The sequence below is a fragment of the Aestuariivivens sediminis genome, from assembly GCF_022662105.1.
Classification (GTDB): domain Bacteria; phylum Bacteroidota; class Bacteroidia; order Flavobacteriales; family Flavobacteriaceae; genus Aestuariivivens; species Aestuariivivens sediminis.
In genome coordinates this window covers 1,008,743-1,032,822 of the sequence record NZ_JAKMCP010000001.1, presented here as the reverse complement: position 1 = coordinate 1,032,822, position 24,080 = coordinate 1,008,743, and the positions used below count along the sequence as shown (strand labels likewise).

Sequence of the window (24,080 nt, the reverse complement as noted above, 5' to 3'; positions counted from 1 at the left end):
TTACTTATGCTATAATCCGTATCCGTCATTTTGTGGATATTGATTATTGGACGCATCTATAAAGCTCTGCGGAATGGGGTGATTAACCATATGGGGTTGCATCGGTTCTAAAACCAGGTCTATGGAATTTGAACCGTAATAGTAATGTAAATTTTGTCTTTCCACCAGTAAACCCAATCGCTTTAATAAGTACCATCTATTCCCTTCCATTGCCAATTCTCGCGCGGATTCTTCAAGGTAGGTGTCTAAATTTAATGTTGTAAAATCATAGGTTGTATCAGAAGACCCGGGTGAGCCAAAATAAGCTCTTCTTCTAATAGCATTTAGATATTCTAATGCCTTGGCTTCATCACCTAACCACAAATTAGCTTCCGCTGCAAGCATATAAACTTCACCTAAACGATAAGCCACATGATCTTTCCAGCTATCATTGGTTAAAGGTTCCTTGCTTTCTGTATCCCAGTATTTCTTTAAACTAAAATGATAACGTCTTATGTTATCATCATAAGTAAACTGTTCCTTACCAAATTCTGGGTGGGAGGGATTATTAGCCACTAAGGTCTCCGGGAAAAAGTACGTAGTATATCTTAAATCTTCAGTTGAAACTCTTTTAAACCAAGGTTGGGCAGGGTCTGGAATAGAAACCGGACCATAGAGCGATTGTAAATAATCGTTTGGGTGAGCCCAGCCTAATGATTGGCCCCCATTATCAAGATCTTGCACAAACCTTCCTGCAGAATCTTCGTACCAACGAGACTGGAACATACCGGCTAAATGCGAAGGTCGTCCTCCAAGTGAAAAATAATCATTGCCATCACCGGCCGTGGCAAGATCCCGTTTGTAGACAAACAAGGTTTCCGAATGATCTAAATTTTGACCAAAAACCTGATCTAACGCAACTAATGATTTACCACTGTTGTTGATAATCTCTTCAAACTGAGTCTTGGCTTCGGCATAGTCTTGCTGCCACATGGCACTTTTACCTTTTAATAACCTGGCAACGGCGCTATTTAACTTGCCATATTCTGCTTGTGAAGCCGAAGGGAGGTTTGCAATGGCATAATCGAAATCACGATCTATCAAAGCATAGACATCCGCTTTATTTGCAGGCGTATAATCTATTGATTCCCCGGCAAGGTAGGTTTCAATAGTTGAAGGTATGGTATCCAGTAAAATATTATCATACAATCTTAGCAAAGTAAAAAAGGTTTCCCCTCTAAATAACCGCGCTTCTGCGAGTGATTTCTTTTGAACCTCGTTTAGCTCGCCCAATTCTTCTTTAGAGGCGTCAATTTCATCAATGAATAAATTTAATTTATTCAAAAATTCATAGCCATCATTCCATTTAGCCGCTAACTGACCATTTAATGGATTATGACCGGAACCATAGGGGCGATACCACGTTCTAACTTGGCCCAAATCCGTTCCGGCCAATAATATGGCGTTGGCGCCTAAACGATCACCATCATAAAACCCTCCGCCGGCGTTGGAACGTCGAGCAAATTGATAAAATATAGCGGTTGCATTCTCAACAGAAGCCGGGTCAGTTTTTACAAGACTTCCTAAACCGTCGTACTGAGGATCTTCTTCTAAAAAACTATCACATGACACTATAGACAATGTCAATAGAATAAAAATATATGTATACTTTTTTAATATTTTCTTTGAACTCATTTTATTTAATTTAATGGTTATTAAATACCTAATTGTAAACCGGCAACTATAGTCACGGGCTCGGGGCTGCGATCTAAGCTGGCTTCCGGGCTAAAGGATTGGAAGTCAGTATCGGTCCATAAATTACTGCCTGTGACATAAATACGTAATTTCGATAATCCTATGTTTGAAAGCGCATCGGCAGGTAATGAATAACCTATGGTCACGTTTTGTAATCTCACATATGACGCGTCTTGCATATTGCCCCACCATACATTGGATATACCGCTGCCGGAAGTAATGGGTCTGGCAAAAGTACCACCCGGATTTTCAGGGGTCCAATAATTTTGTTTAACTGTATTAAAAATACCGCGGTGATCACCGCCTTCGGCATAACCTGATAAAAAGTTATTTTGTCTGCTCAATCCTTGAACTGCTAAAAAATTAGCTGTTAGATCGAATCCTTTATAATTAACGTTAAGAACAGCGCTTCCAAACCAATCTTCAACAAGTGGTATGATCACTCTGTCGGAAACCGGATCATAAACACCATCTCCGTTACCATCAAAAGGCTTGTACCACCCGGGTAAAGAGGAGTTTCTAAGGCTGGTATTATTTGATCCCGAGAGCAGTGTTGACCCTTGAATGTCTTCTCCCTCTTGCCAAATACCGCCATCAATATTTCTATAAGACACACTGATGGGCTGCCCCGGTATGAGCCAGTTGCCATTTGTGGTTTGATACGCATCATTAATATTAATCACACCATCACCATTTTGATCACCTCCTAAATCAATGATTTCATTAGTGTTGTTCGTATAGGTAACCGCGAGATTTACAGTGAGATCATCTGTTTTCAATAAATCACCACTTAATCCAACTTCTATACCTCTATTTTCCACAGTTCCTACATTTAATACCTGTGCATCAAATCCGGAATCAGCTGATAAATTCACGGTTTGGATTAAATCGGTAGTTTCATTGATATAATATTCAACAGTACCTCTTAATCTATTGAAAAAACCAAAGTCCAGCTTTGCATTTAAATTTGTAGTGGTCTCCCAGGTCAGATCCGGACTGATAAATCTTGAAGTGTTTTCGGTAAAAATACCGGCATTAGTGTCAGTTCTACCAATACTGGCTAAAATTAAAGTTCCATATGGGCTTACGGCTTCCTGATTTCCAATTTGTCCATAGCTTAAACTAAGTTTTAAATTATTTACCGCATCGACATCTTGTAAGAACCGTTCATTATGGGCATTCCAACTTACACCAACTGCAGGGAAATAACCCCATTTTTCATTTTGAGCAAATACGGAACTGGCATCAGCCCTGATGGAAGCGCTTAGATAATATCTAGAGTCATAGTTGTATTCAGCCCGAGCTACAAATGATGCTAAATTTCTTTTGCTTCCATCATGTCTTCCTATGGTTACAGCGGAGGCTAAATCTAAATTATTTCCCATTAAGGCATCTGTTACGAAACCGGTACCATTAACTTGAAAATCCGTGTAATTTGTACTAAAGACACTCTGTACTGCTGTTAAATCCAATTGATGCAAGTTATCGGTATCGAAATCTGTTGAAAACGTAAGGATATTTTCTAACTGCCACTCGGTAACATCACGATATCTGTGAAAGCCGCTTCCAAAACCAGAACGTAATCCACTTTCAGAATTCAAGCTGGAGTATTGTCTGTTTTTATTGTTCCACGTTCTTCTACTCAGGTTTAATTTGTAATTAAATCCTTTAAACAAACCAAAATTGGCATAAAGATTAAGCATGTCATTTTTTGATTCTGAAATAGAAGTTGTTTCATATAAATCAACTAATGGATTGGTAATATCACTGTTATACGTTTCTAAATAAAACAGTTTAAAACTACCGTCATCATTATAAGGCGTCCCCCATGGATTCGCTGCAGTAGCCAGACTGATGGCACCGTTTACGTTTCTTGGTTGAGAGGCGTTGGAATATTGAAACATGATATTTGCTCCCATATCTAACCAATCGGTAATTTTTTGAGTGGCATTAATTCTGGTTGTGACTCTATCATAATCCGTATTGATTACAATACCTTTTTGGTCTAAATAGTTAACACTGGCATAAACAGAGGTGTTTTCCGTACCGGCCGATAAACTGATGTTATGATTGTGAATAGTCCCACTTCTCAGGATTAGATCTTCAAAATCTGTGGTAATACCGTTTTGTATGTTATTATATAAACTGGCAAATATGACCTCGTCTGAATTAATGATCCCCAGGTTAGCATGACGATCCCCTTCTCTCACCATATCCGCCCATTCGGTTGGCGAATAGGTTTCAAAACCCTTATTAAAGGTTTGAATACCTGATGATCCATTGTAAGTAACTGTTGCTTTTCCTGTTTTTCCTCTTTTCGTTGTTATTAATATGACCCCATTCGCTGCTCGTGCACCGTATATCGCCAATGAGGCGGCATCCTTAAGCACACTTAAAGATGCTATATCATTGGGGTTAATATCATTTAATGCACCCGCGGGAACACCATCAACTATTATTAAGGGAGAATTATTTGTTAAGGAAGCCTGACCTCTTACCACAATGTTTGAAGATTGACCCACACCGGTGTTACCGAGAGTAACGCGAACTCCCGTTGCCTGACCTCTTAACATCTCACCTACATCGGCCGTAGCGACTTTGGTCATTTCTTCCGGATCTACAATAGCAACAGATCCTACCACATCATCTATTTTTTTAGTTCCGTAACCAATGACAACGACTTCGTCCAATTGGGCATCGGTTTCCATGGTTACTCGGATATTGGTTTGATTACCAACCAAAACTGAAATGGATTTCATGCCTACATACGAAAAGGTAATTACCTCTGAAGGTGTTGCATTAATAGAATAATTACCATCAAAATCGGTTTGAGTTCCTCTTGTTGTTCCGTCAACAATAATATTAACTCCGGGTAAAGGAACCCCCATTTCATCGACTACTGAACCAGATAAGGCTATTTGTTGTGCATGTACATTTAAAAATGCCGTACACATGAATAAAATAAAACCCAATCTTATCCCGTAATTAATGGGCGAGAGTATGCTTAGAAGTTTGTTTTTTTTCATGTTTAAGAAAGTTTAGTTAGAATATTAATTGTATCATCTATATCATTAGATTATCTCAACAACAAATTTGATTTTTAAAAATTAATAACAGGGGAGGAAAATATGCGTTTGTAGGGGTATGTATGTACGCGCAGATATTATTTGCTGATTTTCAACTGATTAGAATAAAGAAAACATCATTGAAGTCTTAGTTTTCTTGGAAATGATGGTGTTTTGAATATAAAATTCTGTATCTCTTAAACGCTTTGCTTGGATTTTTTATACATGGACGGTGAGAAATTATAGACCTTTTTAAATTCCTTACTAAAATGTTTTCTATCGTTAAACCCTACCAAAAATGCAACGTCAGAAATTGGATAGGATGTGTTTAATATGATGTCGGCCGCCTTTTTTAATCTAATCTGCTTAATCAAACTTGCTACGGAATGATTGGTTAGCGCATTAACTTTTTTATACAAAATGGTTCGGCTCATACCAATCTCATCTACCAGAGTATTGACATCAAAATCGGGATTTTCAATATTGGCTTCTATTATTTTCATTAATTTTTTTATGAACATCTCTTCAGGAGTTTCCAATTTATCCAAATTGGAATCAATTATAAAATTGCCACTATACTTCTCTCTTAAAATATCCTTAGCCTTCAGAATATTGGCAACATTGAGCTTTAATACTTTCGGGCTAAATGGCTTAGAAATATAGCTGTCCGCTCCGGTTGAAAGCCCCTCAATTCTATTTGCAGTCGAAGATTTTGCTGTTAGTAAAATAACAGGAATATGATTTAAAGCTTCCTTATTTTTTATGATACTGCATAATTCAAGGCCATCCATTCCGGGCATCATAATGTCGCTAATTACTAAATCAGGAATTTCTTTTTCCATATATTCCAGAGCATCATTCCCGTTATCAAATTGTATAACATTATACGTTTCATTTAAAATGGAAGAAATAAATTTTCTAACATCCTCATTATCCTCTGCAATGAGTATGGTTTTTTTGTTAGAATCGATAATGCATTTTTCGTCCTCCTCTAGAATTATGGTGTCCTGAGGGTCCTTTATTTGAATCACATCGTTTGCGGCAAAATCATTAACTTTAGAGGACTCCGCTTTTACGATCTGAGAATCCAACAAATGACTTTTACCCGTCAATAGTGAAATTTGGAATACCGTGGTCGCCCAGGACTCCGTGTCTTCAAGAATGCTAATTTCTCCATTATGTAACTCCACGATACTTTTGGACAAAGCCAAACCCACACCACTGCCCATCTTTTGAACACCTCTGTCATCAACCTGGAAAAACCTGTTAAAAATGCGGTCTTTACTTTCATAGGGAATACCAATGCCATTGTCTTTTACCATAATATTTACTTTACCATCCATATCACTCGACTTTTCAACAGCTAATGCTATCTTTCCTCCATTCTTTGTAAATTTAAACGCATTCGATAATAGATTATAAATTACCTTTTCCATTTGATTTTCATCAAAATATACCTGGATCGAGTTCGTATTTAAAACAAATTTATATTCAATGTTTTTTTCAACAGCAATGCCTTTAAAGGATTCAAAGACCTCAAAACAAAAGGCAACAATGTCTTGTTTTTGGCAATATATCTTCAAGAGGCCTTTTTCTGCTTTTCTAAAATCCAGCAATTCATTAGAAAGCTTCAGTAACCGGTCTGCATTGTGCTTTATGGTTTTTAAGTGCTTATTATATCTTGGTTCCTGCCCATCCAAGGACAACAGTTCCTCCAACGGTCCAGTAATTAGCGTTAGTGGTGTTCTTATTTCATGTGAAACATTTGTAAAAAAATTGAGCTGCATATTATGAAGTTCCTGTTGCCTCTCTTTTTCCACATGTTCTAAGTATAACTCCCGTTTTAATTTTATTCGATTATTTATAAATCGTATAATTAAAAGTCCGAATCCTAAAATTAGTATGGCATAAGTGAGATATGCCAAATTTGTTTCCCACCAAGGGGGTAAAACCTCTATTTTTAAGGTTTTAATATTAGGGTTCCATTCGCTTTCTCTATTCGTGGTTTTTACGGAAAATGTGTACGATCCCGGATCTAAATTGGTTAAATTGATACGATTTTGTTTTCCTATGTCATGCCACTCATCCACTCTAAAATTATCATCCAATTTGTAGGCGTATTTGCTATTTTCGGGATTTACAAAATTTAAACTGCTAAATTCAAGTTCTATATATCCTTGATCATGGTCTAATTCAATTTCTGAGGTTTCGTATATAGGTTTATTCAATATCGCACTTTTTCCGGACAACACTTCCTTGTTATTTACCTCAAGTCTGGTGATTAATAATTCACTGTCATTCGGTGACTTAACAATATGATCCGGATCAAAAATGGTTAACCCTTTTGATGCCCCAAAGACAAGTTGGTTCGTTTTTAACCTGGTACTACAGTTAAGAGAAAATTGCCTTACCGCCAATCCATCTTTTGAAGAGTAGGATGTTATTTCAAAATCAGAATCTTCAAAATCACTTACCTCAACATCCTTTACTTTTATTTTAAAGAGCAGGTCTTCAGAACTTACCCAGAGGTTACCATAGGAATCTTCAGAAATACTTTTAATGGTGGCATCCGTAAGACCGTTGTGCTTGTTTAAGACAAAAAATGTTTCCGATTCTTCATCGAAACAAGTCAGGCCATCATAATCTGCCCCTATCCATAGTCTGTTGTTAGAATCGGTAAATAAAACCGTTAAACTATTATTGGCAATATCGTTTTCATTGTCATGCCTGAAAACCTTCGTAATTTTCTTTAAGGATTTATCAAAATAGTTCAAACCATCCAGAGTGGCCAACCAGAGTCCTTCTTCTCTATTTTCGATATCCAAAATAAAGTTATCCGTTAAAGACCCCGTTGAAGTATCGTCTGCCCTGAAGTTTTCTATGGTTTTATTTTTTAAAACCCGTTTTAACCCATTTCCATTTGTTCCTATCCAGATATTGCCATCATCAATTAATAGGGAGGTAATTGGACGCTCGTCCTCTTGTAATCCATTGAAAGAAAGAGGAATCGGTTTATATGTTTTAGAATCTTTATTGAACTCGAATAATCCATTAAAGGTGCCACATAATAAATTGTCACGGTCCTTTTCTATCAGTGCCGTAATTAAATTTTTAGTTCTTTTATTATCATTATAGTTATTGGTGTAAACATCACTGGACTTATTTTTGAGGTCCAGGTAATTCAAACCACCTCCATAAGTTCCAACCCATAATCCCCCGTCATCTCCTTCCAAAACGGCATTCACCATCGCATTATTTAAACCAAAATTAGGTTTGATTGTTTCTCCAATGCTAATAAAGTTGGAATTGGATTTATTGTAATAATTAACACCTCCAGCAATGGTTCCCAACCATATACTCCCGTGTCTGTCCTTGAGAATACACTGAATATTATTATCGGTAAGACTAAATCTATTTAAGGTATTGTGCTTATATCTGGTAAACGTATCATTGACTTTATTATAAACATTTAAACCATCATTTGTGGCAAACCAAATGGTACTGTCATCAACTATAATAATATCATTAACCCAGTTGGAAGAAATTGTATTTTCGTCATTAAGATCGTGAGAATATTGTTTGACTATATTATCAGTTTTTGAATAATAGAAGACTCCCATGGTCTCAGAGGCGAACCATAAATTTCCATTGACTTCTTTTATAATTTTCCAAAATTTAGCCTTTAAGAACGGTTTATTCCTATAAAAGGCTTCAGGCAGTGCTTTTTGAAGTCCTGTATTGGGGTCAAAGGATTTTATACCCTCGGATGTACCGACGAGAATACCGTAATAGGTATCATGGAATAAGGAAAGAACACGACTGTGATTCAGGTTGTAATTGGAATCCGTAGATATGTTCTCCAGCAAATAATTGGTCTTGTCTAATTTTTTGACCCCTCCGAAAGTACCAACCCATACATTTTTACGGTCATCTTCCACGAAAGATGTAATATAATTTCGTCCCCCTTTAATGGGCGGAATGTCAACCTCCAAAAATTCGTTCGTAATACTATTAAATAGATTAACACCATTACTTGTGCCAATCCATAAGTTTTCTTCGCTATCCTGAAAAATGGCATTTATATGGTTATTACTTAAACTCCCTTTAACATTCTTATCCCGAACATATCTGATAAACCGATAACCATCATATCTAAACAATCCATTTTCTGTGCCTATCCAAACGAACCCTTTTTTACTCTGAAAAAGATCTGAAATCATACTTGGTGAAAAGTCTTCATCATAATTTATATGTTCGAAGTACAACTCAGAGTTTTGTCCATTGAGATTAAGCCCAATTATGAGATATAAACAAAAAATAATGAATTTAACCTTACTCATGTCACACAACCAATTTAATCATTAAAGCACAATTAGTTTTTAAAATAAATGGATCACAATTTAATTAATTATGAAGTACAAAACGGAATTAGCATTCTTTTTTAGGGTTGTATTTGTACAGATAATCAGAAATTTTAAGAAAGTCAAATGGTTTTGGAGGAAAAGTTCAATTAAAGAATAGCTTTTCTTTATCGGATTAATCATACCCGTACGTATCTCACCCTAAAGAAAGATTTTTGAACACCTTAACCTTTAATAATATTTCAACCTTTGTAATGATCTAAAAACTAAATACTAACAATTAAACGAATAAAATTATGGTGTTAAAAAATAGATTCATTTTAAGGAGATTATTGTTTTTACTCTTATTTATTGGAGTGTTCTCCTGTGAAGATGATATAATTGAAGTTACCCTTTATGATAAAGGGACCGCAGAAGCTACTGCCAGTGCAACTTCAATCGAATCCGGAGAAAGTATTACATTTTCTGCGAATACAACAAAGGAGTATACTTTGGAATGGACTTTTCCTGGTGGTACACCTGCAACATCAACCGATGCCACTGTTGAAGTCACCTTTAATAACACCTCATTTACAGAGGTATTCCAAAGTGAGGTCGTTTTAGTTGTGAAATTTATAGACAATACTACGGCTCGCAGAACTTTTGATATTCAAGTTGCTCCGATTGATGCCTTGCCTGATCCTATCCCATTTGGAGGATCGGCTGTTGCGATTCCCGGTACCATTGAAGCTGAAAATTATGATGAAGGAGGCCAGGGTGTAGCCTATAATGATGCTGAAGAAGAGAATAAGGCCGAAACGGCAAATGGAAGAACCTACAGGGAGGATGATGGTGTAGACGTTGAGGTTAATGCCGATGGAACGCTCATTAACATAGGCTATACCAATGCCGATGAATGGGTAAATTATACTGTGGACGTGGCTGATTCCGGAACCTATGACTTCATATTTTCAGTAGCATCGGGGAGTAGCGGTGGAGGAAAATCTATTAAATTACAACGCGTCGCGCCGTTAAGCGGAGACATCACCGAATTAGGAGAGACCGGGGATTTTCCGAATACCGGAGGGTGGTCCGCTTATACAAACTTGACCATTTCGGGCGTAAACTTAGCTGCTGGAATAAATACGTTAAGAGTATATTTTACGGGTGGATCAACGAATTTGGATAAAATAACCGTAACCGGTGGGGAAGCCCCACTTGGCCCTCTCAACATTGCATTTGTTACAGACGATCCAACAAGTGACGCCGGGTATATTGCTTTACTTGAAGGTTCCGGTCATACCGTGGAAGCGGAACAGGGAAAATACAACAACCTGGATGCTGCAGGAGCAGCAACACTAAATGGATTTGATTTGGTCATCATATCGAGAAGCACTAATAGTGGTAATTTTGATGCTTCGATAGCCAATGTATGGGCACAGGTTACCAAGCCTGTCCTAAATATGAGCTCCTATGTTGCCCGAAGTACCAGGTTGCAATTCTTTAATTCCTCAAATCAGGATGAATCAGGGGGTACCTCCATAATTGCTCAGGATCCTTCCCATCCTATATTTACAGGACTTAGTTTGGGAAGTGATAATTCCCTTACCGTTACCGCATCTAATCTGCATGTAATTGTCTCTTCAGATCCCGGAAACGGCACTTTACTGGGCATGACCGGAGATGGTAGCAATGCGACCATAGCAGAATGGGATGCGAATACGGCAGCCTATGATGGTGCAACCGTATTCCCTTCAAAACGGATGTTCCTGGCTGGCACAGGAGGTGGATTCACCTATAATGACGCAGGCTCTCAATTGTTTTTGAATTGTGTGGAATATATCGTTACGGGCACCGTTTATGCTGAACCTGCCCCGGATCCGCTCAACATTGCGTTTGTTACAGACGATCCAACAGGTGATGCCGGGTATATTGCTTTACTTGAAGGTTCCGGTCATACCGTGGAAGCGGAACAGGGAAAATACAACAACCTGGATGCTGCAGGAGCAGCAACACTAAATGGATTTGACTTGGTCATCATATCGAGAAATACTAATAGTGGTAATTTTGATGCTTCGATAGCCAATGTATGGGCACAGGTTACCAAGCCTGTCCTAAATATGAGCTCTTATGTTGCCCGAAGTACCAGGTTGCAATTCTTTAATTCCCCGAACCAGGATGAATCAGGGGGTACCTCCATAATTGCTCAGGATCCTTCCCATCCTATTTTTACAGGACTTAGTTTGGGAAGTGATAATTCCCTTACCGTTACCGCATCTAATCTGCATGTAATTGTCTCTTCAGATCCCGGAAACGGCACTTTACTGGGCTTGACCGGAGATGGTAGCAATGTGACCATAGCAGAATGGGACGCCAATACGGCAGCCTATGATGGTGCAACCGTATTCCCTTCAAAACGGATGTTCCTGGCTGGCACAGGAGGTGGATTCACCTATAATGACGCAGGCTCTCAATTGTTTTTAAATTGCGTTCATTATATCGTTAAGTAATTTATGAAATACCTAGGTATTATTCACACCAAAACCTGTGGGGTCGTTCATACTTCACAGGTTTTTACTTTATGTATTCAGACCATCAAACATACTTCAAAATAATTCTTATAATCTATTAATTAAATGGACAAAATAGACACTCCTGTTAAAGTAGCGTGCGTATTCATATTTATTCTAACCACATTACCAACTTGTAAAAAACAAGCTATTAATGAGACAGAAAATGCCTTAGAACAGCGCCTTGATCGCTTGATGTCCGAAATGAGTATGCAAGAGAAAATTGAACAATTGTATTATTTGACCGACGGCAATGACCGTTTAGGAATTCCACAGTTTAAAGGCAGCGATGGGCCACATGGTATTGGAAACGGAGCCCATGGATTTTCATCGTTTCCAGTAACTATTGGGATGGCCGCTACTTGGGATCCCATGTTAATTATGCGTGTTGGCCGTGCCATCTCGTTGGAGCAGGCTTCAAGAGGAAAGAATAGATTAGCCGGCCCTACACTCGATTTGCTCATCGACCCGCGCATTGGTCGTGCACCCGAAACCATAGGGGAAGACCCCTATTTAGGTGGAAGAATTTCTGAAGCCTTCGTCCAAGGTCAAAACACGACTTCAGTATTTGGTTCGGTAAAGCATTATAATTTGAATACCTACGAGCTAAATAGGCGAACGAATAATTATTTAAGTGATAATAGAAGCTTAGTGGAATTTTGGGGATACCATTGGAAACGTACCATTCAACTCGGCGGTGCCATGTCCATTATGTGTGCCTACAACTGGGTGAATGGTGACAAATGTGCAGAGAACAAATATCTTATTAAGGACCTGTTACGCGACCATTGGGGGTTTAATTATTATACCATGTGTGATTGGGGAGGATTTGGAAATACCGGAAAGGCCTTAAATTCTGAATTGGATTTTTGTGAAGGCAATGATTTATACATTAAAGAATTACCGCAAGGTGTTGCTAATGGAACTTATGACAGCACTCTGGTAAATCGCGCTACACGAAATGTTCTTAGAACCAAAATTTTATCAGGAATGATAGATGGTGTACCTGTCATTTCAAAACGTGTGATCGATAGTAAAGCGCACCGAGAATTGGTTTACGAAAGTGGTCTTAAAGGATTGGTATTACTTAAAAATGATGAAAAAGTATTACCTCTCGACAGAGAAAAGATTAAATCAGTTGCTCTAATTGGGCCCAATGCGGCGGTATTGCCATTGGATGGCAACAGTAGTTCAAAAGTTGCGCCGTCGTATACGATTCCGGTATATGAAGCATTAAATACCTTGTTAGGAAATGAACGTGTTAATTATGCAAAAGGGTGCAATATAAACGATACGGATTCCTCTCAGTTTAAAAAGGCAATTGAAATATCAAAGAAATCAGACTATGTTATTTTCATTGGGGGTTTAGATCATACCATTGAAGGCGAGGGCTATTTTATTGACAAAGAAGGTGATGAAAAAGGGGGAGGTATTATAACACGTCCGGACAGACCATCTGGAACGGTTTTGCTACCCGGTATGCAAAACGCATTGATTAAAGAAATTGCAAAAGTGAATTCAAATGTGATTCTTGTTGTTATTTCCGGGGGTATTTGCAGTGTAACCCCTGTAATACATGATATAAAGGCCTTATTATACGGCTTTTATCCGGGGCAGGAAGCCGGTAGAGCAATTGTTGATGTCCTTTTCGGAACATATAACCCATCTGGAAAATTACCGGCGACCATGCCGAAAAACGATGCACAAATCATTCCAATCCGTCCTGATTTTAGAAATATGGTCAGCACCGGTGTCGGATACAAATGGTACGACTCTCAGAATTTCATTCCGGAATTTGCCTTTGGGTCTGGTTTAAGTTATACGGATTTCGAATATAGCGATATCAGTTTGGAAAACGAAAACCCAAAGGCAGGTGATGTCGTCACCGTAAAATTCAATCTAACCAATGTTGGCAGAATAGCAGGCGAAGAGGTCGCTCAATTATATTTATCTACAGATTCGATATTTCCAAATATTGAAATGCCATCCAAGCAATTAAGAGGATTTAAGAAAATCTATTTAAATGCCGGAGAAACTAAAACCGTAACATTTAACTTAACTCCCGAAGACATGTACATTTATGATGATGTATCCCGGTCCTACAAAGTCCCTGAAGGTGAGTTTATGGTGCAGATTGGCAGCGCCTCAGACCAACTGAAATTAAAGGCGCCCTTTACTGTGCTTCAATCTGAATTTAAGCACGACCTCTACCCTGCAAATATTCGAACCATGCCGGTTTTTCCAAAGGAAGGAGATAAGGTGGTCTTTATGGCCTCACTTATAAACAATGGTACCGTCGAAACTGATTTTGGAGATGACCATATCGTACATTTTTATGTCGATGACCAAAAAGTGGCTACTTATTATTCTAAATCAATATCCATTCCTGTCGGAGGTATGACTATGGTAGTAGCCGAAGGAATAAAGGCATCCGATTGGACCGCTTCAAAAGGGCAGTATAGGATAACCGCAAAAATTGAATCAGAAAAAGACGCCGATTTAAATACCGATAATAATTCTTGTGAAGGCATAATAAACATACCGGATGGCAAGGTCATCCCTATAGATATATATGATTATTTAAACACTTTAAAAGCTTCGTTATAAAATTTTAAAAACATGAGATATCCCCTTTTAATTCTTCCAAGCATTTTCTTTTTACTATGTCTATCACCAATCTATTCTCAAAAATGGAATAGACCCATATACAAAGATGCCAATGCCCCCATTGAGGATAGAATTAAAGATCTTTTGAGTCGAATGACCATCACGGATAAAGCGAGGCAAATCGATATTTATCATGCAAAGGCACTGAATATAAGTGACCGAAAGATTTTAAATAGGGAATTTAAGACCATGGGAGATACCCTGTCCAGGGGTATCGGATTTTTACAATTTGACACGCAATTACCAATAGATGAATACAGGGCAAATTTCAATGCCATCCAAAAATATTTTATTGAAGAAACAGAACTGGGCATACCGGCCATCTCTAACGGTGAAGGATGTCATGGTTTCGTTGGGGCGGAAGGGACGGTCTTTCCTGTGCCCTTAAGCATGGGAAGTACGTGGAACAAAGATTTAATTGAAGCTATTTACACGGCTATTGGAAAAGAAATGCGCTTATATGGTATAACACATGCAGCTACTCCGGTCCTTGATTTATTAAGGGATCCAAGGTATGGGCGCTGCGATGAATTATATGGGGAAGATCCTTTTTTAGTCGCTGAAATAGGGGTTGCGGCAATCTTCGGTATTCAAGGAAGATATGAGCGAATAGGGCCAAATCATCTCATAGCTACGGCAAAACATTTTGGAGCTCACGGTGAGCCTGAAGGGGGCACCAATTTGGCTCCGGTAAATCTTTCCGAACGTGTCTTAAGGGAAACGCACTTCTATCCCTTCGAACGCATTGTAAAGGATGCTAATGTACGATCCGTAATGGCTTCTTACAACGAAATCGATGGCGTGCCAAGTCATGGGAATTCCTGGCTACTGAATGATATTTTAAGACGTGAATGGGGCTTTACCGGCTATGTTATTTCGGATTATGATGCTGTTCGGCGTATGATTTATCGTCAGCATGTTGTTCATGATAAAAAGGAGGCCGCAGAAAGGGCTTTAACATCCGGTATGGATTTTGAATGCCCAAGTGGACGCGATAAATATTGCTTCAGATACTTGCCACAGTTAATAAAGGAGGGATCTATTAAAGAGGCTGTATTGGATTTGGCTGTTGCAAGAGTACTTCGCAATAAATTTTTAATGGGGTTATTCGAACAACCTTATGTCAAAGAAATTCCAAAAAAAGAACGATTGGTTTTTCAAGAAGACCATAGAAAATTGGCGTTAAAAGCGGCTGAACAAGGGATGATACTCTTAAAAAATGATAACAATACACTTCCATTGGATAAGGCCAAAATCAAAAAGCTAGCCGTTATTGGGGCAAACGCCGATGAAGTGCATTATGGAACATATTCAAATGTTTTTAAAGAAGGCGTAAGTATATTAGAGGGGATTAAAACCTATGCTAATGGAGAATTTGAAGTACATTACGCCGAAGGATTCCAAATTTATGAAAACGATACGCTTTTACCTGCTTCAGAAAAAACGGCAGAGCGCGCTGTGGAACGCCTAAAGGAAGCCGTTGCTCTTGCAGAAAAATGTGACACGGTTATACTGGTACTGGGAGGCAATGAATTTACATGCAGAGAAGGTTGGGCTGAAGATCATACCGGTGATCGGGTTGATTTAACCTTATTGGGAGGTCAGGATGAACTGACTAAACAAATCCTGGAGGTCAATAAAAACACATCCGTGTTACTAATTAATGGGCGCCCCTTAGCTATTAATTATGTGACTGAAAATGTCCCTGCTATTATAGAAGGTTGGTATTTAGGTCAGGAACAGGGAACCGCAGTCGCCAATATTCTTTTCGGTGAGGTTAACCCAAGCGGAAAATTAACCGTTACCATTCCGAAAAGCGTAGGGCAACTTCCCGTTTATTATAACCATAAGCCCATTGTACATGAGCGCAGTTTTGTTGAAGGTACGTATGATCCATTATATTATTTTGGATTTGGTTTAAGCTATACAAAGTTTGAATATTCAAACATAAAATTGAGTAAATCTGAAGCAAATATTGGAGAACTGGTAACCATTTCGGTTGATGTGACCAATGTTGGAAATCGCGCTGGTGATGAAATCGTTCAAATGTATATTCGAGATAAGGTCTCATCGGTGACACGGCCAATGAAAGAGCTTAAAGGGTTTGAGCGCATTTCTTTGAAAAGGAGAGAAACAAAAACCGTAACATTTACTATAGATAAAAAGAAACTTCATTTTTTTGATTTAGCCATGAATCGTGTTGTAGAACCCGGTGAATTTGACATTATGGTAGGGCCTAATTCTCAAGAACTTATTACCAGAACACTTAGGATAAAAAATAAATAGGAACCTATTAATTCGGATTCTTTTACAAAAGAACTGTACGTTTTTAGCTTTGGAGAACGGAGCTTATTATTGATTATTTGATAGCGATTACGACAAGAGTAAAGGAAGCGCAGCACTAAAATGAAATACCTTTTCTAAATATTAAACCAATGGCTCTGGGTAACTGCCTTTCGGCAAATCGTACCGAGATTTGGGAAACCTTAAAAGAAGCTCCTATTCCACTCTTTACTCACATGGTAATCCATCTCTTTTAAACAAAAACGGGGACAAACTTCAATGGACTTATATACAGGATAAAATAAGGTCCATTATTGAACAAAAACACAAATACACCCATTTATATGAACATTTAAAACCTTAAGAATATTTAAAAATTTTAATATTTGAATCGGATAATATTTCCAATTCAAAATAAGGGCTATGAGGAATATAATCTCTCAAAATAAATTCAAAACCAATCTCCTTATTTTTAGTTTTTTAGGACTTTTATCGTGCAAAAAAATTTTAAATAATCCGGTTATTTCAGCAGAAAATGAATCTGTCATAATTTTTGGTGTCAACGCGTATTCATTTGCAGATTTACTTCAAGCCAAAGATTTTAGAGACCAAGAGCAGGTATATACACTTTTTAACTTGTTAGACTGGTGCGATTATAAAGGGGTTCAAGCACTGGACCCTACAGGATATTTCTTCCCAACCTATCCGGAAGTACCATCCGATGACTATATCACAACATTTAAAAATAAGGCTGATGCACTTGGTATTGCCATTAGCGGTGCAGGAATTCGCAACAATTTTGCCTCTCCTGATCCCAAAGTAAGAGCAGATGGCGTAGCCTTGGCGAAAGAATGGATTGTAGTTGCATCTAAACTCGGAGCTCCGGTCCTTCGTGTTTTTGCCGGGGGAATTCCTGAGGGTTATGAGAATAACTGGAAGGAACCGGCGTGTTGGATGATCGACTGTTATAATGAATTACTTCCAACGGCTGAGGCATTTGGCGTTAAAATTGGAATTCAAAACCATGGGGAGATGCTTCAAACTGCTGCGCAATGCCTGTATGTTTTAAAACAATTGAATTCAAAATGGGCAGACATTATTGTCGATACAGGAAACTTTACAACCGATGATCCTTATAAGGATATAGCCATGCTTGTTCCATATGCCATAAACTGGCAAGTAAAGGAATATATTGATGGGTATGGTGGAAAGGTCCCCATCGATTACAAAAAATTAGTAAAAATAATAACCGATGGAGGCTACAAAGGGATAGTTCCTGTTGAAACGCTTAAGGTGAAAGGTGAGTTTTACGATCCCTTTTACCGTGTTGAAAATATGTTAGACCTATTGCGTAAAGAACTGGAAACTGAGGAAATAGCAGAACAATAATATAAACCTGAAATAATAACAACTCAATGAAAACTTTCAATGTATTTATTATCCTATTTTTTATTCATCAATTTATCATACTGGGTCAGGAACCCCATTCAAATGATTATGCCATTATCTTAAAAACTGGTGAAAATAACGTTGAGACACAACAGCAAAAGTACCTGTACAAGGATAGAAATGTCCCTATTGAAGATCGGATTGACCATTTGCTGGGTCTCATGACTCTGGATGAAAAAATAAAGCAAATGAACCAATGGACCTATGGGAAGAATGCCAATCCAAATAATATTGGCGATAAAATGAAGGAGGTTAGCCCCTTAATCGGTTCGTTACTCTATAGAAGTACCCATCCGGAATATCGCAATCAAATTCAAAAAAAAGCGATGACCGAATCACGTTTAGGGATTCCGATTATTTTTGGTTTCGATGCCATACACGGGTATCGTACGGTCTTTCCTATCCCTTTGGCTCAAGCTTGTTCCTGGAACACCGATCTTGTTAAGGAATCTTGTAAAATAGCGGCAAAGGAAGGGTGGCTATCGGGTCTTGATTGGACGTTTTCACCGATGCTCGATGTGGCCAGAGATGCACGATGGGGTCGTGTATCAGAAGGCTATGGAGAGGATGTTTACGCCAATTCTCAGTTCGCCATAGCTGCAGTAAAAGGGTATCAAGGAGAAGATCTTGCCGATAAATACACGATAGCAGCATGCTTAAAACATTATGTTGGTTACAGTTTGTCTGAAGGGGGAAGAGATTATCGCTATAGTGATGTATCCATGCAAACCTTATGGGAAACATTTCTACCCCCTTTTCAGGCAGGGATAAAAGCAGGTGCGGCTACTGTAATGAGTGGATTTAATGATATTACAGGGGTTCCAGCCTCAGCGAATCACTACACCCTTACAGAAGTTTTAAAAGACCAATGGCAACACGATGGCTTTGTTATATCGGATTGGGGATCAATCCGAAATTTAGTGGATCAAGGTGTTGCCAAAGATAGAAAAGAGGCAGGTTTAAAATCCTTCTTGGCGGGAATTGAAATGGATATGGTGGACGATGTTTACATAGATCACCTACCGGAATTGGTAGCTGAGGGGAAACTATCTATGTCTGCCATTGATGACGCTGTAAGACGCATAATACGCGTTAAAATGAAATTGGGGTTATTTGAAAACCCATATGTGGATGTCGTTCCTGAAGACAAGCGCTATTTACTTCCCGAATACCTAAAGGTCGCTGAAGAATTAGCCTCAGAATCCATGGTACTCCTGAAAAATGATAATAAAACACTACCCATTACCTCTAAGTATAAACAATTAGCCATAATTGGTCCCATGGTTAAGGACTCCGTACATATTATGGGTTTTTGGGAGGGCATGGGAAGGTCACAGGATGTAGAAACCATCTATGAAGGGTTGGAAAAGGAATTTGGAAATGAGGTTGCCCTAAATTTTGCCGCGGGCTGTGATTTTGAAGGCGAGGATCGAAGTGGATTTAAAGAAGCTCTGGAGACCGCCGAGAAATCAGACATAGTTTTGATTTTTTTGGGAGAAAAAAGGAACTGGAGTGGAGAAAATGGTTCCCGATCCAGCATTGCACTGCCTAAAATTCAAGAAGATTTAGTGTTGGAGCTCTTAAAGGCTAAAAAACCCATTGTGTTAATACTGTCCAGTGGAAGACCTTTGGAATTGATAAGATTAAACCGGTGGGCCGATGCTATTATAGAAATATGGCAGCCCGGTACTGCAGCGGGATCTGCTGTCGCAGGTATTTTATCAGGAAGACATAATCCCTCAGGAAAGCTATCCATGACATTTCCTCAAACCACCGGCCAAATTCCAATGTACTACAATATGCGGAAACCTGCCCGTCCTAATTTGGGGCATTATCAAGATATTCCCAGAGATCCTCTGTACTGGTTTGGTCATGGTTTAAGCTATAGTTCATTTGACTATGGGCCAATTAAACTGTCCAAATCCGAAATAAGTAAGACAGATACTCTGATTGCGGAAGTTGAGGTAACTAATGCGGGTACAAGAGATGGAAAAGAGACTGTTCTGTGGTATATAAGGGATCCCATTGCAAATATTTCCAGGCCCATGAAAGAGTTACAATATTTTGAAAAAAAATACATCAGAGCAGGGGAAACCATCAAATATAGTTTTGAAATAGATCCTCTTAGGGACTTAAGTTATCTTGATAGCAGAGGGAATGTGCATTTAGAATCAGGGGATTTTTACATTCTGGTAAACGATCAAAAAGTAAAGTTTGAAATCATTAATCGATAACAATTCTGTTTCATTCATAAATAAGTATAATGACCTATACAGCAAACGAAGATCGATATGCCAATAATTTCATCTTACAGGCCCTCTGAATCTAAAAAAACTTTAAACAAAATTACTCTTGGCCGTGGTCAAAACATGTTTCAATTGGCTTTAGCCTGGGTATTAAGAGATCATCGGGTAACATCTGTCACCATTGGGGTCAGTTCAGTCTCGCCTATTGAAGATGCTGTTGGCATCCAAAATAATCTGGAATATACAAGTGAAGCATGAGATGCCGTAGAAACTATTTTAAAAGAGTAACGTATTGAATAAAATAAAAAAGATATCTAACATATATAAACGCCCCTTATGGGGAGTATTCATAGTCATGTTATTTTCTTGCAGTGCAAAAAGTCAGCATAACCCATCTGAAAGTAATGCCTTAAAAGCAGTTGGGAATAGAATTGCAAACAGCAATAATGAGACTGTACTATTAAAAGGTGTAAACCTGGGCCAATGGCTGGTGATGGAAGGTTTTATGTCGGGTAGCCATGGAGGGATGTCTCAATCCGCCATGAAAAGAAAATTGTTTGACTCAGGAAAAAGCAAAGCACAAATTGAAGCTTATTTTGATCAATATCGTTCAAACTTTATTACCAGTGCAGATATTGATTTCATTGCTTCAAAAGGCTATAACTGCATTCGTTTGCCATTGCATTATGAATTGTTCTTAACGGATGAACAACGGGAAAAACGACTCGATGTCATTTATGCTGACGGAGCAGCAAAAGAAGTGGCCTATAATTCATATAAGAGCAATCTTCTGTCTTGGGTAAACCATAATACCTTGGCATCACAAAGTAATATTGACGGTTTTAAAATCATAGATCAGATGGTGAATTGGTGTAAAACCAATCAAATCTATATTATTCTTGACATGCATGTCGTACCGGGTACGGCTGGGGACAATGTCCCCATAACGGATGAAATGATGGAAGATTTTTCATTTGGAGGGCGTGATTTTTTTGCAGATTCCAAAAACAGAGAAGTACTATTTAGGATTTGGGATAAAATATCTAAACGTTATAAAGACGAAAGTACAATCTGTATGTATGACCTCATTAATGAACCCCATCACAGGCCTTCAGGTTCCTTAGTAGATCTAACTGAAAATGAAATGAGCATTTTAAGAAATAGCTATAATACCATGATTAATGATATTAGAGGAAATGGTGATGAAACCCTGATCCTTCTGCAAGGTGGGGACTTTGGGAACGATTATTTGTCAAGCGGTGTATCTATTTACCCATCAGATATGGACAATAGAAGTAATCTGGTGTTTAATTTTCATAGATATCGAGCTGATAATTCTATCACTGCAATAAATGGAGATAAGGACAACATTAATTTGTTTGGATCTGCCGTAGCCTTTAGTAAGGCCCATAATGTCCCTTTATTTTGTGGTGAAACCGGTTTAGATGATAACTATGTAAGACTTTTTACGAACCTTAAAAACATGAGTGACCTTGGTTTTGGATGGGCATTATGGACCTTAAAAACACATACTGATAGAAATGACCCTAATTATATAAGTAATAGAATCCCTTTAGATGTGGGAGGAAATAATTTATGGGATGACATACAGCAATGGGAAAATGGTACTTTATTTGAAAACATAAAATTTGAGAATTGTGACCAAAACGCTGTTCCAGCGTTTTGGGAGGCCATTAGTCCGTATCATTAAAAATCCGTATATAAGGCCTTTACAGGGCCTGGTATAGTTGATGTAGAGATTTGCCAATCCAGGATTGGTGGGACTTTGCCCTCTTAGTGAGCAAGCTTATGAAAAGCTGCACATAAAGTGTGGGGTTTTTAAACGTACCTCACGAATTTGAGTATCTTTAGAACGCTAACTGAAACAAAGATTTAAGGATGAGTAATTTTCATTTTGGGCATATCGTACTGTTCGTATTGATTCTCTTTTTTGGCATTTTATTTCCATTACTGTTTTTGGGTTACCGGTTTGGTCTGGGGAAAAGAAGTAAAACCTCCCAGAATAAAGGCTGCTGGTTAGCCGTTTTTGTAATAACTTTAATTGTAACATTGGTTGTCTTAGTCGGAATTGCACTCGTAGTTTTATTAGGTGCCGCCCTGACGGGTAACCTGAGTTAATTTAAAACTGCATTTCACATTTTGTCTTATCGTATAGTCTATTTGACCTGGGACGCTTCAGCAAACCGGACCAATTGCCAATACGGGGGCAAATACCCGTTTTCATTCTGGAATAGTTCCGCCTTTTGGAGTGTTTTGGATTTAAGACGTTGAAATCGGTTAACAAAATAATTGTTTTTCAGTGCGGTTGTCGCATCCATGCCTTCCGGGATAACACCGTCCTTTCCAAAACTATTTAAAACAGCAGAATACGCCTTAATACCGCGTCCCAGGGGCAGCGCCCATAGATTATATCCCAGTTCCTCGCCCGTATTCGCCAGACCAATCAAGGCATCCATAACCGCATTGTCCACATGGTCCTGAAAAAGAACCTCCTTATTGCGCCATTCGCCTACCACACTTAACATGGGGTCATATTCAAGGTCTGAAGGCATTTGTGTCACAAAGTGTTGTACGCCAAAGGCGTTTAACCAATCTATAATTCCATCTGAAGAAATGGTAGACTGAAATTCCCATAACCGAATACCGTAATGCTTATAAGCATACGATCCCACTTCCGAGCAGAACATCGCTGAAGCATCGTGATAATCCATTTTAAAATCATAGGGAATATGTTTGTTTTGAGCTTCTTTATACATGTATTCAGACACCTCATAGGGCAGCATGGGATTCAATTGTATTTCCGGAAGATCAAAACGGGGCCGCATCACCATAAAGCGTAGTTTTTTATCTTTCAAATACTGGTCCAGTGAAGCTATGGCAACACCTTTCTCAATGTGGGCTTCGATAAAATAAGGGGTACGGGTATCCTTATCAATATGGACTAAGGCCACATGAGAAAAATTACCGGGATAATCATTTCCCCGGGAGATAAAAGCAGAAACTTCTGCGCCACCCCGACTAACAAGCAGATCTCCGCTGTGTACGGTTATGCCCAGCATATCGATTGCGGGCGTTACCGAGGGCTCGTCTGCAACACGCATGGTGGCGATAAATTCATCTGTATGAGATTGTAACAGTATTTCCTCTACCGCTGCTCTCAGCCCATATAGCAGTTTATAAGACGTATTTCGAGCGCTCAGCGTAGACATATCCCAGTAACGGGAATCCATTTTCAATTGACGGCGCACCGCATTATAGTATCGGATATACCAATCCGATTTTTTGTCTTGTGCCGCTATTAATGGCGCAATCCTGAAAAACTGATGGGCGATGGAATCATGGATTTTACGGGTAGGGCCGTAGATACTATCTTCGTATTTTGCCAAAAGGACATCGGCATCCGCACGCATTTGTTCCACCATAGCATCCAGTTTCACGGGGGATAAACGCTTGGCCATGAGAAAGGTATCCTCTAAGTTTTTCCAAAGGGAATCCTGATTCCAGGTAAAAGGCGTCCTTGAAGCTCTGTGAAATTCCTTTTTACCTTCCGGCAATGGAATTAAGAGCAACATATAGAGGACCACAACTATTTTTACCAGTAAATAGATCTTTTTCATCGGGTCTTTGTTGTAAATGGCCGTTATATGGCATTGAAATGTAATGATAATTAACTGGAATTGCACCATGACCCTCGAGAAGATGATG

12 protein-coding genes are annotated in these 24,080 nt (G+C 38.6%); 8 read left to right on the top strand and 4 right to left on the bottom strand.

The window, feature by feature from the left end:
• Positions 1–9: 9 nt before the first annotated feature.
• The 3 genes from MR054_RS04275 to MR054_RS04265 all read right to left on the bottom strand — a co-directional run bounded on the left by MR054_RS04275 (position 10) and on the right by MR054_RS04265 (position 9,139).
• Complete coding sequence (locus MR054_RS04275) at positions 10–1,674, bottom strand: RagB/SusD family nutrient uptake outer membrane protein (RefSeq protein WP_242156322.1); 1,665 nt, start codon at positions 1,672–1,674, stop codon at positions 10–12.
• Between the two features lie 20 nt (positions 1,675–1,694).
• The gene (locus MR054_RS04270; protein ID WP_242156321.1) at positions 1,695–4,760 is read right to left on the bottom strand and encodes a SusC/RagA family TonB-linked outer membrane protein; all 3,066 of its coding nucleotides are present in this window, start codon (positions 4,758–4,760) and stop codon (positions 1,695–1,697) included.
• A gap of 236 nt (positions 4,761–4,996) precedes the next feature.
• On the bottom strand, positions 4,997–9,139 hold the full coding sequence (locus MR054_RS04265; RefSeq protein WP_242156320.1) for a hybrid sensor histidine kinase/response regulator transcription factor: 4,143 nt from the start codon (positions 9,137–9,139) through the stop codon (positions 4,997–4,999).
• 317 nt (positions 9,140–9,456) lie between these two features.
• Here MR054_RS04265 and MR054_RS04260 point away from each other — a divergent pair, with 317 nt between their 5' ends.
• The 8 genes from MR054_RS04260 to MR054_RS04225 all read left to right on the top strand — a co-directional run bounded on the left by MR054_RS04260 (position 9,457) and on the right by MR054_RS04225 (position 22,493).
• Positions 9,457–11,649 (top strand): carbohydrate-binding protein, encoded by a 2,193-nt coding sequence (locus tag MR054_RS04260; RefSeq protein WP_242156319.1) that lies wholly within the window; start codon positions 9,457–9,459, stop codon positions 11,647–11,649.
• A gap of 126 nt (positions 11,650–11,775) precedes the next feature.
• Positions 11,776–14,316: a glycoside hydrolase family 3 C-terminal domain-containing protein gene (locus MR054_RS04255; RefSeq protein ID WP_242156318.1), complete on the top strand. Its 2,541-nt coding sequence runs from the start codon at positions 11,776–11,778 to the stop codon at positions 14,314–14,316.
• A gap of 12 nt (positions 14,317–14,328) precedes the next feature.
• Complete coding sequence (locus MR054_RS04250) at positions 14,329–16,662, top strand: glycoside hydrolase family 3 N-terminal domain-containing protein (RefSeq protein WP_242156317.1); 2,334 nt, start codon at positions 14,329–14,331, stop codon at positions 16,660–16,662.
• A 420-nt stretch (positions 16,663–17,082) separates the two neighbouring features.
• Positions 17,083–18,048 (top strand): sugar phosphate isomerase/epimerase family protein, encoded by a 966-nt coding sequence (locus MR054_RS04245; RefSeq protein WP_242156316.1) that lies wholly within the window; start codon positions 17,083–17,085, stop codon positions 18,046–18,048.
• 26 nt (positions 18,049–18,074) lie between these two features.
• The gene (locus MR054_RS04240; RefSeq protein WP_242156315.1) at positions 18,075–20,342 is read left to right on the top strand and encodes a glycoside hydrolase family 3 N-terminal domain-containing protein; all 2,268 of its coding nucleotides are present in this window, start codon (positions 18,075–18,077) and stop codon (positions 20,340–20,342) included.
• A gap of 57 nt (positions 20,343–20,399) precedes the next feature.
• Positions 20,400–20,612, top strand: a complete 213-nt coding sequence (locus MR054_RS04235) for a hypothetical protein (protein WP_242156314.1) — start codon at positions 20,400–20,402, stop codon at positions 20,610–20,612.
• 34 nt (positions 20,613–20,646) lie between these two features.
• Positions 20,647–22,065 carry a glycoside hydrolase family 5 protein gene (locus MR054_RS04230; protein ID WP_242156313.1) on the top strand — a complete coding sequence of 473 codons (1,419 nt, stop codon included), beginning with the start codon at positions 20,647–20,649 and terminating at the stop codon, positions 22,063–22,065.
• A 188-nt stretch (positions 22,066–22,253) separates the two neighbouring features.
• Complete coding sequence (locus MR054_RS04225; RefSeq protein ID WP_242083890.1) at positions 22,254–22,493, top strand: hypothetical protein; 240 nt, start codon at positions 22,254–22,256, stop codon at positions 22,491–22,493.
• 38 nt (positions 22,494–22,531) lie between these two features.
• Here MR054_RS04225 and MR054_RS04220 read toward each other — a convergent pair whose 3' ends face one another.
• The gene (locus MR054_RS04220) at positions 22,532–23,992 is read right to left on the bottom strand and encodes a YiiX/YebB-like N1pC/P60 family cysteine hydrolase (protein ID WP_242156312.1); all 1,461 of its coding nucleotides are present in this window, start codon (positions 23,990–23,992) and stop codon (positions 22,532–22,534) included.
• Positions 23,993–24,080 lie beyond the last annotated feature (88 nt).

What these genes read in the sequence shown, in the direction of transcription:
- MR054_RS04235 (WP_242156314.1), top strand. Translation starts at nt 20,400, where the DNA reads ATGCCAATAATTTCATCTTACAGGCCCTCTGAATCTAAAAAAACTTTA.
- MR054_RS04225 (WP_242083890.1), top strand. Translation starts at nt 22,254, where the DNA reads ATGAGTAATTTTCATTTTGGGCATATCGTACTGTTCGTATTGATTCTC.
- MR054_RS04220 (WP_242156312.1), bottom strand. Translation starts at nt 23,992, where the DNA reads ATGAAAAAGATCTATTTACTGGTAAAAATAGTTGTGGTCCTCTATATG.
- MR054_RS04270 (WP_242156321.1), bottom strand. Translation starts at nt 4,760, where the DNA reads ATGAAAAAAAACAAACTTCTAAGCATACTCTCGCCCATTAATTACGGG.
- MR054_RS04275 (WP_242156322.1), bottom strand. Translation starts at nt 1,674, where the DNA reads ATGAGTTCAAAGAAAATATTAAAAAAGTATACATATATTTTTATTCTA.
- MR054_RS04250 (WP_242156317.1), top strand. Translation starts at nt 14,329, where the DNA reads ATGAGATATCCCCTTTTAATTCTTCCAAGCATTTTCTTTTTACTATGT.
- MR054_RS04255 (WP_242156318.1), top strand. Translation starts at nt 11,776, where the DNA reads ATGGACAAAATAGACACTCCTGTTAAAGTAGCGTGCGTATTCATATTT.
- MR054_RS04245 (WP_242156316.1), top strand. Translation starts at nt 17,083, where the DNA reads ATGAGGAATATAATCTCTCAAAATAAATTCAAAACCAATCTCCTTATT.
- MR054_RS04260 (WP_242156319.1), top strand. Translation starts at nt 9,457, where the DNA reads ATGGTGTTAAAAAATAGATTCATTTTAAGGAGATTATTGTTTTTACTC.
- MR054_RS04240 (WP_242156315.1), top strand. Translation starts at nt 18,075, where the DNA reads ATGAAAACTTTCAATGTATTTATTATCCTATTTTTTATTCATCAATTT.
- MR054_RS04265 (WP_242156320.1), bottom strand. Translation starts at nt 9,139, where the DNA reads ATGAGTAAGGTTAAATTCATTATTTTTTGTTTATATCTCATAATTGGG.